Raw genomic sequence first — 14932 nt, forward strand, 5'->3', positions numbered from 1 at the left:
ACGGGTCCTCCCACAATCGCTGCACGACAGTCTCCCACGCCAGCGCGGGTGGAGTGGAGTCGCCCCGCATCCCCGCGGCCAGGCCGTGCAAGATCGTCCGATCAATCTCGCGACCCCAGTTATGCCCGTCCGGGTTCTCATCACGCAGTGGCACCACACGTTCCTATCGTCGTTGAACCGAGTGATCACCCTACCGACCGCAGCCGGCCGACGGGAGCTTTCCCCGCCGCGAGGTGAAGGCCCGTGCCGCAGGCGTCCACCCCTGACCGTCCGCGCCAGCTGCAGCCACGAAGTGCGATGCGACAAGGCGCGACACGATGCGGCGCTGCGACCCTGAGCAAGCAGCTCGTCCGTGTAATCTTCAGGCTCGGCGTTGCATCGACACCAAGAGCGGTACGGTCTGTAACTGATCCATACGAGCGGCCGATGTGGGTCGGGGGAACTTCGGGAGGGTGAGACCGCTGGCTGGTGAGCGAAAGACTGTGCGGCATAGGCCGTGGCCAGCCGAAACTGTCCTCGACAAGCCCAAATATGAGCTGGACGACGCGCAGCTGTTCGCTCAATCGGTCGTAAGCCCGTTGCGGTATCCAGGGGCAAAGCGGCAACTGTTCCACGCCCTTCGAACCATCATCAACACGAACGTTCCACCACCCCGGCTGCTGGTCGAACCGTTCTGCGGGGGCGCAACCTCCGCGCTGCGGCTCGCGGGCACCGGGGTTGTCGATCACATCATCTTGGCTGATGCCGACCCATTGGTCGCCGCCTTCTGGTACGTCGCCGCATTCGACACGACATGGCTGATCAACTCCATGAAGGAGGAAGAGGTCACGCTCAAGCGCTGGGACTGGTGGCGGATGGCGAACCCTGCTAGCCGGCGCGAGCGAGCGCTGAAGTGCCTGTTCCTCAATCGCACAACGTTCTCGGGCATCCTGCACGGCAAAGCCGGCCCGATCGGCGGCCGCGCCCAAACCTCGGCGTACAAGATCGACTGCCGCTACGGAGTCGAGGGACTCGAGCGCCGTATCCGCGCCGTAGGTGACCTCGCGAACTCCGGCCGACTAGTGGACGTGTGGCACTGCGACTGGCGAACTAGTCTCGCGCGAGCGGCGCGCTTCGGCGGACTCACGCCCAACGAGATCGTCGCGTACCTCGACCCGCCGTACGTGGAGAAGGCTCCTGAGCTGTACGAATGGTCATTCGAAAGCAATGAACACGAGGCCCTGGCCGAAGCGCTCACCGCAATGGACGGGTTCCGGTGGCTGCTGTCCTACGACGACAGTCCCGTGATCCGCTCCTTGTACTCGGGTCAGCCCGGCTACGCGCTCCGCACAGTCGACTACCGCTACACCGCTGCAGGCTCCGCAACGCGCCAATCAAAAACGGAGCTGCTGGTGACCAACTACCCAGATGTGCCCCACCAGCTCGAGGCTCCACTGACGCCAAGCCGGCAACGCAAACGCACGGACAAGGAGAGCGGACGATGACGGTGGCAGGACAGGTCGGACTGGCGTCCAAGATCGCAGCCAGCAGTAGCCCTCTCACTCCACTGCTCACAGACGCAGTGCTAGTCGGCGGGATCTACAACCTGGACTACGACAGTGCCATCGTCGTAACCAACGACATAGACAAACGCCGGGCTGGGGGCATACCGAAGAACTGCTTTTTACTGGCCGCCGGACCGCAGCGGCCCATGGAGCCGATAGCGATGCCGCTTGACGAGGACGAGGTCATCCTGCTTCGTGTCCGCAGCGTCGCCGACTTGCCCAACCAGCTTGACTTGGTCGCCATCCGCATGGAAGCGATGCGCGACGCCTACGAAAAGGGTGAGCCGCCGGCCTCCGAAGCGATTTCCGACCGGCTCACACAGAAGAACATGCAGTACTCCGCATTCCGCTGCGACGTTCTCGGCACCTTCTATCCAGACACGGTGTCAGGCAGGCCCTTTGTCCAATGGGGAGCGGACATCGACACGGTGTACTCTGCCAGCCGGTACTTCGTCTACGCACCTAGCCCCGCTGCGCTCTCGTACATCGCCTCCTACCCTCAGCGCAGCGCCGACGAGGTCGCTGATAACAAGCGGCCAGACCTCATTCCACTAGGGGACGTCCGATACTCAGCCACTCGCCGTCGCGCCACCGAGCAGGGCTACGACAAGTGCCCGGTCAACGTTCGGGTCACCGACTTTATCTCTCGCAAAACCGCCGTATTCGGCATGACCAGAGCTGGAAAGTCAAACACGAACAAGACTATCGCCACGGCAGTGTTCGAGCATGCCGCCAAAACACAGCAACGAATCGGCCAACTCATATTTGACCCGCAAGGCGAATACGCTAGCATCAACCAGCAAGACAAAACGGGGCTGCGACTGCTCGGCTTGGGAACCGACCTGGTGAAGATCTACACCATGAGCCCCAATCTGAACGATCCCCAGGAACATCCCCTAGCGATCAACTTCTACAATACCAGGCTCCTCGACATGGCCTGGGGATCAGTGGTCGACGCCTTGGCAGAGTACAACACGGGATACGCCAACGCATTCAAGACGGCCAAGATTCTCGATCCCGACCGGGACGACTTTCCCTCCGGTCAAGCGGGAGAAAAGGAGTACTGGGAAGCTGTCGGCGATGCGCAGCGCGGCCGTCTAGCTTTTTACGGCACGCTCTCCAAAGCCAATTTCCGCAGCGGCGTGGCGCACGGGTTCTCTGTCACCTTCAGGATGGCTAAGCCGCTTCGCGAGATGCTGCTAGCCGACGTGCCAGACGCTCTCACGGTGACAGATGCCAGGACTGGCACCTGCAAGACTGACACGCCGGACCGCGCCAGGCACATTGTCAAATGGATCGCTGACCGCACCAAGGAAGAAGACGAGGGAACCCTCGATCAGGCGCGCTACAAGGGAATTGACCTCAAGTCGTGGCGGAACTGCGCGCCATTCACGGCTATTCGCACAGTCTTCGATGAGTCAGTGGGCAAAGTTGTAATCAACAAGATACGCCAGCTCGCAGATTTCCACGATCCGACGGCCACCGGCGACCTCGCCGATCTTGTATGGTCTGACCTGACGGCAGGCCGCCTTGTGATTGTCGATTTGTCGGTGGGTAGTCAAGACGTCTCGACCGCGATGTCGGAACGTCTGGTGTTCCGGCTGCTCGACAAAGCAAACGACCGATTCCGTAAAAACCAGCAACCGATCCCTATTCAGATCATGGTCGAAGAAGCACATAATCTGTTCGACCGCCAAAAGGCTGGCAAAAGCACTGTCCGCGACGACCCCTGGGTCCGACTGGCGAAAGAGGCCGCCAAATACGAAATCGGGTTGATCTACGCGACACAGGAGGTTAGCAGCGTAGATCAGCGAATTCTCTCGAACACGTCGAACTGGATTGTTGCTCATCTCAACTCTGACGTCGAGACGCGCGAACTGAGCCACTACTACGACTACGCCATCTTCGCGCAGGACATCCGTTCAGCCGAAGACCGAGGCTACGTGCGGATGAAGACCTTTTCTGGTAAGTACATCGTTCCCACACAGATTGCCAAATTCGACCACGCGATGATCAATCGGGCGCGGATGGCGGCCGGCCTCCCAGAAGTTGATGACCAAGGTCGGCTGGTGACTCCCTGATGCCGTACGAGCAGCAGTTCTCGCCACGGCTCGGGCACGTCGCGTCGGCATCGGATCCCGCTGTCCAGCAGGCCCTCAGCCGCTGGACCATCCCCGCGCTCACGGCAGACGCCAGCGAGATCGAGAAGCGAATCATCCCGCTTGAAGATCTCACAGAAGAGGCCGGGCGTCCCGAGCCGAAGTTCGCCTTCGCCTTCGATGGTTCAGACGTGGAGGTCGCGGCACGGGAAGAATACCCCTCTGTCACCGTCGGCTATTTGAAAGTCGGTGGCGCACTGGTGGACCTCGAGAAGTTCTTCAGCTGCGACGACGACGGCCTGGTCGATCCTAGAAAGTTGCGACAGGCGATGGACGCTCGGTCGATCGTGTCTGTACTTCCCGGCAGCATGGTCACCAGGCCGGGCCTGACCGGGGTAGACACGTGGCGGCTCGAACTCGATTCGATGTTCCGCGCGAACGGATTTAATGAGTCGGGTCAAATCTATTCATTGCACGACGCGCTGCTGACCATGCGCGGGGCGCCAGGTACGCCCGCGGCAGCGATCACGATAGGCCGCTGCCCGGGCTGCGTGGCCAAGAATCTTACTGTGGCCCGCGATGGTTCGAAATGCCCGAGTTGTTCCACCGAGTTGTACATCACGGATGTTCTCCGGACGCATGACGAGTTCGCGGAAACCGGATCAAATATGGTTCCATTCACCCGTGTCATGAACGCGGCCGAACGATTCCTGTCGCTCGGATACCTCGACTGGCTCTATGTCAACGCCCCGGGTGCGCTGGCCACCACACTGTTCATCCAGGATGGCCCCCTTGCCCTTCACGGCACCACAGCCCCACTCAAACGCGACTGGCTCGCCTACTGGGAAAAGCTGAACGCGAACCTCAATCAGCAGGGACACCTCCCGCCACTCGTAGTCGGTGTCGAAAAAAGTGGCACCTTTGTTGAGCATGCGAATGCTATAGCGGACGTGATTCCTGAACGCCACCTTATGGGTTTGGACAACCAGTACATCCAGACCCGCATTCGGGCCAAAGATCCCGAAAAGTGGTACGGCCAGGATGAATTCTACGGAAGGCGCTTCTTCTACAGGACTTCGACTGGACGAATGCTCGTCGTCACTGTCCCGCGCATTCCAGGCGGCACCCCGCATAACGACAGCAAGAGCGTAGCCACGCCACCGGACTGGCACGCCAACCCCGTGCAATACCCGACTTTGCGCGCGACGTTGGAGGCGCTTGATCGCGTGCAGACGCGCATGTACCCGAACGCAGTGATCCCAGTGGCTCTCGCTCACGAAGCTGTTGCACTACCGCTTGGCACAGGGAGCCATGTTCTGACACTGATGGCGAAGGAAGCGCTCGGGTTGGCATAGTACAGCTCAAGCTGCCCCACCTGAACAGTTCTTCCATCGACAAATAAGTGTCATGTCAGGGTTCCTCTAGCCGGGCAGGCAACGTCGCGGTTGGCAGCTTCGGTGGCGTCATTGCTCAAGACAGTGGCGACGTCCGCGAACGTCGCACCACGCTGCTGTCTGCGCTTGCCCATGGCATCGGCGCCCCCTTCGATGATGTCGTCGCCGATCAGTTTCGGCCGGATCGGGAGTGTCCTCTTCTACCGAGTAACGGCCCAGCCGTCAGCTATCCTGGAATCAATCGATCGAGTGGGAAGGGATCCAGGCCGTGATTCGCACTGTTGCCGAGCTGCTGTCGGGCATCATGCAGCAGGTACTCCCGGAGCTCGATGCGAGCGATATTAGCCATGCACCCACCATCGGTGATATGTATGAGGGACTTTCGTCTGATCTCCTTGGGCGCGCGATACCAGATGGCTTAGGCATTAAGATTGTCACCGGATTCGCAACGGACGGAGTTGGTAACCTTTCGGGTCAGTTGGATTGTATGCTCGTGAGAGGTGATGGTGAGCAAATTCCCTACACAGATTCTTTCGTGTGGAACGTAAATGACATAATCGCGGTTATCGAGGTTAAGAAGACTTTGCATCGTGCCGAGATGACTGATGCTCTTGACCAGCTTAGGTTGGTGAAGAAACTCGAATATGGATCTCCCGAAGATTCCTCGAACGGGCGTGTGGACATTAGTCCAGCCCTCACGGCGTTCGCTGAGACAACTCGTCATGCTGCGTCTGGTCATGAGGATATTGACGGTCTCTCGGTCGAAGACCAGATGATATTTCACACTCTGGTCATGGAGCAGATATCTATTATTCGAATCGTGCTCGGGTTCCACGGATTCAAGAGCGAGACCGCTTTCCGTGAAGCGCTCGTGAAGATCCTCAAGGATAATTTGGGGGTTAAGGGATTTGGTCCAGGCAGTCTCCCTCAGCTGATAATTTCTGGCGCTTACGCGCTATTTAAAGCCAATGGGCGACCGTACTCCGCTGGCGTTGTCAACGGCGAGTGGCCTTTCTATCTCTCGACGCCCGTAAACCCGTTACTCATTCTACTTGAGTTCATCTGGACTCGCCTTGATGAGATATTTGATATTCCAGGGTTGTGGGGCGAGGACCTCGAATTGGAAGTGGCACGCGGTTTGCTGTTCGCCAAGGGGAGTCGGCATGGCTGGAATGTTAGATTTCTCAAATCCTCCACGAAAGATCTAAATTCTGTGCCTGTGACGAAATATTGGAGTCCTGCATTCGTCAACATGCAAGAATTTGTCATTCTTCAGCGCCTTTGTAGTGGAGCTATTGTACGAATGGACGACCCGAAGCTCCTGGATTGGCTCCAAGGGCACGGTGCTGACCCGGATGACTTTCTTGAAGGTCTTCTGAATACTGGATTGGTGGCGACTCGGAATAAGCAGTTGCATCTAATTGCTCGCGACTGCATGTGCGCGATGCTCCCGACTGGTGAGCTTATTGCCGCTGAGAACAATACGGGCAGATTAACGCGCTGGCTCGCCAAACGGCTGACCCTCTCGCAGCCGAAGTAGGTCGTCAAGCCGCTATCGCGCGAGTGAGCGGCCCTTAACGTTCCCGGGGGGTTCCCACCTGGCGACACCTGACCTCGAGTGGAACTCTTATGGACCAATAGTGGCGGGAAAGTGCAGGTCACCAGCCTGACGGTTGAGAGCCGCCCGGGATGGTCAGCCGAACGCGGCTTAGACATCACCGCGACAACACGACGGCTCACGTCGCCAGGTGGAGGCGTGTGGTTAGCGATGCAAGATCGTCCTCGGGCACAGTGGGGGTTCAAGTCCCTGGGGACACGAACCGCAGTCGCGATCGACAGCCCCGGTTAATGGCCGGGTCGCGTCTTCCGTAGGCGGTCCTTGTCGGATTTGTGTGTTGATCTCATTCGCGGAGGGCTCCCCTGATCGGTCCTCTGGTGGCTGGTCATGCTGCCGCGAACGCGCTTCCGTGGGCACCGGGCATGCGTCTGGACATTCGTGACGCTGCGCTCTGATGATCATCCGCGCGGTCGCGGGTGAGATCTTTGCCGTGACCGCGATCTGGGTTCGTGGTTCGATGGTCTTGAAGCGGTCAATGAGTAGGCGCGGTAGTAGCCGAGATTTTGAACTCACGTGCATGGCGGGTGCGTAGGAGTCTGCTGAGGTGCGATGGGTACCATTGCGCACCTCCACCGGGGGTGGGTATGCCTTCAGCGTTGAGGGACGCGCAGATGTCGATATACCTGGCACCGCGACTACGCAACTGAATGACGCGGGCCAAGACGTGATCGGGGCACAGCCTCGGACGCCCGCGGCGGCCCTTCATCGCCGCCGCCGGGTGAACACGTTGAGCAGCGCGCAGAACACGTCGTACGCTGCGTCCCGGTTCGCCTTCCGACGGTGGAACAATGCGACGCACATCGCGATTGCGAGGCAGCAGGCGAACAGGCCGATGAGGCAGGCAACAAACACTGCAGTCCAAGACGCAGCGTTGCTGGTCTCCAGCAGCAGGCATGAGACAAGAGCAGGCATCAACAGCTCCCGAAGTCAGGCGGGGAGCCGTCCGGTCTAGCTCAGGCTCCCCGCGAGGGTTGCTTCGGGAGGCCGCCGGCTGAGACGTAGCAGGCGTCGATGAGGTCACACGGGCAGTAACGAGACCACAGGCCCAGTGCCCTCGGGCAGGCCGCGCAGCTGTGGGTCGTCGACATGGACAAGACCATACCCCGAACCGATGCCGTTTCCGCTAATTCAGAGAGGCCCAGCGCTCCAATAAGCCACCGAACGTTCCGGACGAATCTGGTTGAAAGCGTGTGGATTCGGACACTCAATTGCCCCATGGCCGTGATGGGGCTTCGTGTTCCAACTAGTGAGAACCTGCAGGTCAACCGGAGAGTTGCAGGCGTGTAGAGAGTGTGCAAGATCGTCCGCGGATGCGCTGGGTGGTCAACTGCGCTGTCGGGCGTTGACGCCGCGACTACCGACGGCATCCGGCCGACGTGCGCATGCCGCGCAACTTTCTGCGCGAGCCCGCTGGCGGAGAGCTTCACGTCGACATTGAGGGGACACCACATTTTCCGGTACGTACTGCCCAGTCCAGGAGCAACATCGTCGTTCAGCTGGCCCGCGCGGGAATCAGGGTCCGAAGATGCTGTTGAGTCTGCTCGTCCACCGAGTAGACCCGGCAGCCACGGCTGGCCCTCGTCATCAGCACCCAGTAGATGTTCAGCGCCAGCGGCAGGTACTGCTCCGGAGTGAGGCCGGCTTTCTTGAACGCCGGGTCTACGTTCTTGTCCGGAATAGCCGCCCAGCCGCCGTCGCGCCAGACCAGGTCGCGACCCATGATGACTCCGCCGTACTCGTATTCCATGGCTTGCGCGGTGTAGATGCAGCCGACCTGGCCTTCGCCACCGTCGTCGGTGGCCCAGTAGACGCTTTCGGGCGCGATCGGCCGACGTCTGGAGTCGAGGACCTGCGTCGCGGCGTTCCAGGGCCGCCTCCACTCGCGGTTTACGCCCCGCTCGTCCGTCCAGGTGATCTTCACGTCGTCCACCAGCGGTTGCGACGATGTCGTCTTGGTCCACTCCCAGCAGAACCCGGCGGTCATTCGCGCGCGGTGACCGCTGGCATTGTGCTTGTCGAGCCAGGCCTGCAGGGCCTCTGGGTCTTCCGCTACCCCGAAGTCGTAGTCAGCGTCGATCGGCCAGCGCACCTCAGCGTTGCTCTGGCTCAACACCGATCCCAGCCAGTTTTGGTAACGCTGTGACCCGCCGCATCGGAACTGCGCCTGGAGGTCGACCTCGACCGGTGCCGGCGTGACGCCAGCGGAGTCGGCGAAGCTGCGCAACTCGGCGACGGTGAAGCCCTCCGTCGGACGGATTACCTGCCGCTCGTCGAAGAACACCACCGTCACCGCGGCTTTCTGCATGACTCTCTTCAAGTTGTGCCGAGCCATGTTGATCCGTTGGGCTTCGTCGACGATGACTACTTCCATGCCCCCAGCACGTGGTTTCCAGGATTCGACGAAGCTGAACAGTCCCTTCCCGGTGTGCCCCGCCGCGGCGCGAATGAGCTGGCTGCGCAGAGTCTTGGTCGGCGTCAGGAACTGCGTGGTGCAGTCGATGCCGCTCGGGCGCACGTAGCCAGGTATCTCGGCGAGTAGCCGCGCCGCGATCACCGTCTTCCCGGTGCCGGGGCCGCCCCGCACGGTGACCACGCGACGGGTGCCCCGGCGGGCGGCGTCACTGATCGCCTCCAGCAGTGCGGCATACGCGTCCTGTTGGCGTCCGATGAGCCGGAAGCGAGAGTCGACAGCGAGCACGCGCTGCAGTTCGTCGAACAGCGAGGCGGACGGACGGTGCGGCAGCGCCAGGAACCACTTGATCTCGGCCTCCGTAGGCGGAGCGAGATCCGCGCAGCTAAGGCGCTTCGCCAGCTCGTCTTTCGTTCTCCGAAGGTCGTCCTGCCCGAGCAGCGACACTGTCCTACAGCTCGCCATGCCCGCAACGGCTTGCACGAGCTCGGCGACCAGCCCCGTGGGCGCGTCGTGCAGCACCACCGCCCCGCGAACCTCGAACTCGCGCGGCCCCGGGTCCATCCATTCCCGGAGGTAGTGCTCGTACCCTGCGACCTGCCAGGAAGGATGCGCGACGACCCGGTCGCCCGCATGGACCCACAGCCCGTCGCCGACCACGACATCGGCTTTCGTCCACTGCTTAAGCTCCACGACGACCGTCACCAGCACGCCGTCTGGCCGCATGCCGAGCAGTAGAGCATCCACCCGCTCGCCGGTGCGCGGCAGCCCGAACTCCAACGACATCCACAAACCGCCGAGCCCAGCCGCGACGAGGGCCTCAAGCAACGGCAGCCAGCTGCGTTCCCAGCTCCGCTTTTCCGACGGCGAGGGCGGTGCTCCAGACACCTTCTCGAACTCGTCAGCGATTCGTGTTACGAATTCGGCTGTCGAAGCCGTCAGTTCGGCATGGATCGCCTCGACCCGTCCCCCGTAGAGCATGATCCATATCTACCAGAGTGGTACGACGCGCCAACCAAAGACGCCTGCAGCCGACTATGAGCTGTAGTCGCGTGAGTTCGGCTCATGGGCCCGAAAAGCGGTGCTTCATCGACGGGACCGCGATGGCGTTCCGGGATCACTTCCGAAGTGGTTTGGCAAGGTCGTACGACACTCGCGCTGGCAGACCGGCGATCGCGTCGTAGCACCGCGCGCACAGAACTCCGCCCGGACCGGCTTGCGAACGACTGCATTTCGAGCACACCTTCGCCTCGGCGGCCGGAGCCGGCGAGGTGTGCGGATTGGCGCACGCGGTCGTACGCGGCGCGCGGCTGCCTCGCCGGGCCCGGGTATCGGGTTCGTACTCGCCGAGCGTCCCGGTGAGTTCACGGAACAGCTCAAGATCGGCGTGTGGGATGAGACGGACGTCGCCCCTCAGATCGCGGATCGGGACGATCTCCCGGGCAGGGACCATGCCGGCGACGTCGTCGACAGTCAGCCCTCCCCAGGGCTCCGCGATGGGATGGAACTGCTCGCATGGTCGTTTCGGCTTCTTTCCGGCAGCGGCAGGGCATGTGTCCATGTTGGCGATCGTGCAGCGCATCGCGACCAATCGACGAGGGCCGATCGCGGTGGCGGCACGCCGCGGCGGCATCGAACTCCACGGGCGCGGGTTGCTGCCGACTGTCGGAACCTCGAAGAACCACGGCGACCGGCGGTCGGAATCAAGGAACCACACCGGCAGCCACCCCGCGCGGAACGACTTCGTCGTTCGGGTCTTCACCGACCTGGTTTGAATCGACGAGCGCTGAACCTCGATGCCGGTAGGGCGGGGGCCTTCGATGGCGACGTCGAGGATCGTGCCATGCCCGGTGCTGCGCTCCTGCGTGACGTTGAAGCCCGCATCCTCTGCGGCGCGTTGCCAATAGTCCTTCTGGTAGCGGTGCTCGTCGGACTCATGTTCGACCGCGTGCTCGGCGACGCAGTCACTTCCGGGGAAGTGCACGGCCCAGTAGCGATCGCGGATCTTCTTGATGTACATCGCAGCACCGTCGTCGCCGGTACCGTTTCGCCTCTCTCGATCCAAGGCCTGCTGGCACAGCAGAATCCGATCTTTACGGTCGATTTGCCCGTGCAATGAGGAGATCAGTACGAAATCCGCGGCGTTTAGTTTCGCGAGATCAAGAAGTCGTTCTTCGCCACAGTGTGGTGCGTACCGAACGAGCGTCGACACGTACGGACCTCCCTCAGCTGACTGACCAGCATAAACCGGACGGTGCCTGGTTTTCACTCCGCCAGGTGGGCACATCGCCTGGCTCAGCGAACGACGGGGCTGAACCCGCAGGTGAACGGATCCCGCTGTTCTGGGCCAACTTCAACGCGGCTGTCGGCTGTGCCATGTGCTCATGGCGAGCCAAGTGATTCGGGCCGTCTCCGCTTCCTGATCACGCCCTTCTTTGTCGGTGCCTCTCACTATCGTGCCTCTCATGAGTGAGAGGCAGTTGGTGCTGCAGCCCCGCGGCACCGCCCAGGTCAACGGCCCAGTCAACTTCGAGCGCTCCGTGCGGCGCGGCGTGCGCATCGCTGATCACGCCGATGCCCTTGGCGCTAGCCGAGGAGCGCTCGAGGCGCTGTACCCGGACGGCGTGGCCAAGCTCTGGGGCTCCACCCCGACGAACTGGACCGGTAACGCCAAGGCGGTCGCGCTGCGCGACCGCGCGGTCGGCGACCGAGTGCTGTTCTACGCGGACATGGCGTTCTTCGCTGAGGCCACCATTGTCGGCCTCTTCCGCAATCGCGCGCTGGCGGAGTCGGTGTGGGGCACCGACGACGAGGGTGCCACGTGGGAACACGTCATGGCGCTCGGCGAAGTCCGCGAGTTCGAACGGCCGATTCCTGCTGACCAGGTGCTGAAACCGCTGGGCATGAGAGCACCGTTGCGCGGCATCACGCTGGTTTCCGCCGAGAGGCATGCTCTGGCCGACGACCTGGTCACAACTCGCGAGACCCGCCAGCCAAGGCACTGGGTCTTGCAGTGCAACCCGAAGAAGTGGGATGTGTGGTCCTGGTGGGAAAACCGGGAGGAGCGCGTGACCACCTGGTCTGTCGCCCAGCACCTCAACGACCTACGCACCGGGGACCGATTCGCCCTGTGGATCTCCGGCGCGCACGCGGGAGTCCATGCCCTCGGCACTGTCACATCAGAGCCTTACCAAACTGAGGACTTCGACGAATACTGGGCCCAGCGGCCGGCCCTGCGCCACGTTGTCGACGTGCGCTTCGACCGCTTCCTGTTCGATCACCCGCTCACGAAGCAAGAACTGACCTCGGACCCGGCCTTCGCCAACGCACGGATCATTCGCATGACCCACGCGGCGAATCCGACTCTGCTCGAGCCCGCCGAGTGGGCAGTGGTCGAACCGCCAGCGGACCGCCGGGGCCGCAGCAGTATCGCCGCACCAACCGAAACCGTGGTGACGTCACGCCCGGTAGGGAGCATCCCGGAGAAAACGACCGCGGCCGACCACTCCGGGACTCGCGTGGTCGACTTCCCCGAAGCGAAGCTCGTGAAGCGGTACACGGAATTCGTCGGTCGGGCCCTGTACTGTCTCAGCGCGCTGTTGCCCACCGGCGAACGGCTCGTGTGCGACTTGTTCGATTCCGAGACGAACACCCTTATCGAAGCGAAGGCATCCAACACGCGAGAAAGCGTCCGCATGGCACTCGGCCAGCTCCTCGACTACCGCCATCATCTCGCGCCCGACGCCACGCTGGCGTGCCTGCTCCCGGCGTGTCCGGCACCGAGCATCGTTGACGTGCTGCACTCGCACCAGGTGAAAGTGATCTACGAAGCCGAGGGCTCCTTCCGCACCCTCGTCTAGCCGACCTCCGGCGCGTCGGCGGCAACACGGCGTTTGACATCCGATAGCATGATCCGCATACAGTCGACTGGCTTCCACGGGCTTGCCCGCGGACACGCCACCCATGTATAGGAGTGTTTCTCTGTCTTCGTTCCTGCTCTCCCGGTCCGCGCAGAGCATCCAGCAGCTCGCCGTCGGCGGAACTCTGGCCGACCAGCTGACTACCCAGTTCGCGATCAAGTACGGGTTCCGGCCCTCCGAGTCGGAGCAGCGGTCCTGGCGGATGAGCCTGCCTGTGCTCGCGCAAGAGCTGGTCGAATGCGGCCTCGGCGACGTCGAGATGCTCATTGAGTACCAGTTGCCGTTGTCCAGCCTGCGCGCCGACGTGGTCCTCGCCGGAGTCCATCCGGAGAGCGGCCGGTCCTCGTACGTGGTCGTGGAACTCAAGCAGTGGAGCACCGCGGCGGCCGACCCGGACGAGCCGCGACTGTGCACCGTGCCGAGTGTCAAGCGCCCGTTGTTGCATCCGGTGTCCCAGGTCGAGCAATACTGCGAATACCTCGCCGATTTCACGCGAGTCCTGCACGATCGCACCGACGATCTCGTCGGGGTCGCCTACCTGCACAACGCGGACGACGCCGGAGTCGCCTCGCTGCTGGAACTTCCACCCCGCCAGTACGGGCACCTGTTCACTGGTTCGAACTGCTCTGCGATGCGGGCCCTCTTGAGCACCCGGCTGGCCGCCAAATCCGGTGTCCAGGCCGCCGAAGACCTGGCCGGCAGCCGGGTCGCGCCGAGCCGGCAGCTGATGGCCGTTGCCGCTGATGAGATCAAGCACCAGCGAAACTTCGTCCTCTTGGACGAACAGCGAGTCGCGTACCTGATGGTCCTGCGCGCAGTCCGAAATGCCCGCGAAGCCGATGCCAAAGAAGTGATCGTCATCAACGGCGGACCCGGCTCGGGCAAGAGCGTCATCGCGCTCGAGTTGTTGGGCGAGCTCTACCGAAACGGGCACAGCGCGATCCACGCGACCGGGTCGAAGTCGTTTACCACCACCCTGCGTAAAACCGCCGGCAAGGGCGCCACCCGGGTCCAGAAGCTCTTCCAGTACTTCAACAGCTTCGCTCAAGCCGACCGCAACGGACTCGACGTCCTCATCTGCGACGAAGCCCACCGCATCCGCGAAACATCCAACAACCGCTACACCCCGGCCGCGAAGCGCAGCACGAAACCGCAGGTCGAGGAGCTCCTCGACGCTGCCCGCGTACCGGTATTCCTTCTGGACGAACACCAGGTCGTCCGCCCTGGGGAACTGGGCTCCTATGCGGAAATCGCCGCGAAGGCCGAAGAGAAGGGCCTGCTCGTTCGCTCGATCGACCTCAACGGCCAATTCCGCTGCGGGGGCAGCCGCGCGTACGAGCAATGGGTCGTGAACCTGCTCGGCCTGGCCGACGATGCGGCAGCACCGGCTCGGTGGCCAGGTGACGATCGGTTCCAGGTCAGCGTGGCCGGCAGCCCTGCCGATCTCGAAACTCAGCTCGCCGCGAAGCTCGCCGACGGCTTCGGCGCACGCATGACCGCCGGCTTCTGCTGGAAGTGGAGCGACGCCCGCACCGGCGCCAGCCTGGTCGACGATGTCGTCATCGGGGATTGGCAACGCCCCTGGAACGTCAAGGGCGACCGCGGAGCCGACGGTGCGCCCCCCTCGCAGTTGTGGGCCACCGATCCGGCCGGGTTCGGCCAGGTCGGCTGCATCTACACCGCACAGGGCTTCGAATACGACTGGAACGGCGTCATCTTCGGCCCCGACCTGGTCTGGCGCACCGACCGCTGGGTCGCCGACCCCGCCGCGAGCAAGGACAGCGTCGTCGCGCGCGCGAAGCCCGGCGAGTTCGAACAGCTGATCAAGCACACGTACAAAGTCCTGCTCACCCGCGGCATGGTCGGCACGATCCTGTACTCCACCGACCCGGAAACACAGCAGATGTTCCACAAGTTGAGCGGTTCCTGAAACTTCGCCGAGGCCAC

10 protein-coding genes are annotated in these 14932 nt (G+C 62.4%); 6 read left to right on the forward strand and 4 right to left on the reverse strand.

All coding sequences use genetic code 11. From position 1 onward, the window contains the following. Positions 1-452 precede the first annotated feature (452 nt). The 4 genes from ACQPXB_RS21060 to ACQPXB_RS21075 all read left to right on the forward strand — a co-directional run bounded on the left by ACQPXB_RS21060 (position 453) and on the right by ACQPXB_RS21075 (position 6577). A complete protein-coding gene (locus tag ACQPXB_RS21060) occupies positions 453-1484 on the forward strand; it encodes a DNA adenine methylase (RefSeq protein ID WP_432854846.1) in 1032 nt (343 codons plus the stop codon). Continuing rightward, entirely contained in the window at positions 1481-3625 is a 2145-nt protein-coding gene (locus ACQPXB_RS21065; RefSeq protein ID WP_432854849.1) for an ATP-binding protein, read from the forward strand. The genes ACQPXB_RS21060 and ACQPXB_RS21065 overlap by 4 nt, the downstream gene beginning before the upstream one ends. Continuing rightward, a complete protein-coding gene (locus tag ACQPXB_RS21070; RefSeq protein WP_432854852.1) occupies positions 3625-4998 on the forward strand; it encodes a hypothetical protein in 1374 nt (457 codons plus the stop codon). Before ACQPXB_RS21065 ends, ACQPXB_RS21070 begins: the two co-directional genes overlap by 1 nt. Positions 4999-5305: 307 nt before the next feature. Beyond that, the gene (locus ACQPXB_RS21075; RefSeq protein ID WP_432854854.1) at positions 5306-6577 is read left to right on the forward strand and encodes a DUF6602 domain-containing protein; all 1272 of its coding nucleotides are present in this window, start codon (positions 5306-5308) and stop codon (positions 6575-6577) included. Between the two features lie 550 nt (positions 6578-7127). Here ACQPXB_RS21075 and ACQPXB_RS21080 read toward each other — a convergent pair. The 4 genes from ACQPXB_RS21080 to ACQPXB_RS21095 form a co-directional block, all read right to left on the reverse strand. Continuing rightward, entirely contained in the window at positions 7128-7361 is a 234-nt protein-coding gene (locus ACQPXB_RS21080) for a recombinase family protein (protein ID WP_432854856.1), read from the reverse strand. Further along, entirely contained in the window at positions 7358-7567 is a 210-nt protein-coding gene (locus tag ACQPXB_RS21085) for a hypothetical protein (RefSeq protein ID WP_432854858.1), read from the reverse strand. The genes ACQPXB_RS21080 and ACQPXB_RS21085 overlap by 4 nt, the downstream gene beginning before the upstream one ends. A gap of 580 nt (positions 7568-8147) precedes the next feature. Next, positions 8148-10046, reverse strand: a complete 1899-nt coding sequence (locus tag ACQPXB_RS21090; protein ID WP_432854860.1) for a DNA/RNA helicase domain-containing protein — start codon at positions 10044-10046, stop codon at positions 8148-8150. 136 nt (positions 10047-10182) lie between these two features. Beyond that, positions 10183-11277 (reverse strand): hypothetical protein, encoded by a 1095-nt coding sequence (locus ACQPXB_RS21095; RefSeq protein ID WP_432854863.1) that lies wholly within the window; start codon positions 11275-11277, stop codon positions 10183-10185. Between the two features lie 253 nt (positions 11278-11530). Between ACQPXB_RS21095 and ACQPXB_RS21100 the strand changes: the two genes are divergently transcribed. Together ACQPXB_RS21100 and ACQPXB_RS21105 are read left to right on the forward strand one after the other, a co-directional pair. Beyond that, positions 11531-12925 carry an EVE domain-containing protein gene (locus ACQPXB_RS21100; RefSeq protein WP_432854866.1) on the forward strand — a complete coding sequence of 465 codons (1395 nt, stop codon included), beginning with the start codon at positions 11531-11533 and terminating at the stop codon, positions 12923-12925. Positions 12926-13028: 103 nt separating this feature from the next. Then, positions 13029-14915, forward strand: coding sequence for a DNA/RNA helicase domain-containing protein (locus ACQPXB_RS21105; RefSeq protein WP_432854869.1), 1887 nt, complete (start codon positions 13029-13031; stop codon positions 14913-14915). Positions 14916-14932 lie beyond the last annotated feature (17 nt).

Origin of the sequence: Amycolatopsis sp. CA-161197 (assembly GCF_050942255.1) — a bacterium.
Taxonomy (GTDB): Bacteria; Actinomycetota; Actinomycetes; order Mycobacteriales; family Pseudonocardiaceae; genus Amycolatopsis.

What these genes read in the sequence shown, in the direction of transcription:
- ACQPXB_RS21065 (WP_432854849.1), top strand. Translation starts at nt 1,481, where the DNA reads ATGACGGTGGCAGGACAGGTCGGACTGGCGTCCAAGATCGCAGCCAGC.
- ACQPXB_RS21090 (WP_432854860.1), bottom strand. Translation starts at nt 10,046, where the DNA reads ATGCTCTACGGGGGACGGGTCGAGGCGATCCATGCCGAACTGACGGCT.
- ACQPXB_RS21070 (WP_432854852.1), top strand. Translation starts at nt 3,625, where the DNA reads ATGCCGTACGAGCAGCAGTTCTCGCCACGGCTCGGGCACGTCGCGTCG.
- ACQPXB_RS21100 (WP_432854866.1), top strand. Translation starts at nt 11,531, where the DNA reads ATGAGTGAGAGGCAGTTGGTGCTGCAGCCCCGCGGCACCGCCCAGGTC.
- ACQPXB_RS21080 (WP_432854856.1), bottom strand. Translation starts at nt 7,361, where the DNA reads ATGAAGGGCCGCCGCGGGCGTCCGAGGCTGTGCCCCGATCACGTCTTG.
- ACQPXB_RS21105 (WP_432854869.1), top strand. Translation starts at nt 13,029, where the DNA reads ATGTATAGGAGTGTTTCTCTGTCTTCGTTCCTGCTCTCCCGGTCCGCG.
- ACQPXB_RS21085 (WP_432854858.1), bottom strand. Translation starts at nt 7,567, where the DNA reads ATGCCTGCTCTTGTCTCATGCCTGCTGCTGGAGACCAGCAACGCTGCG.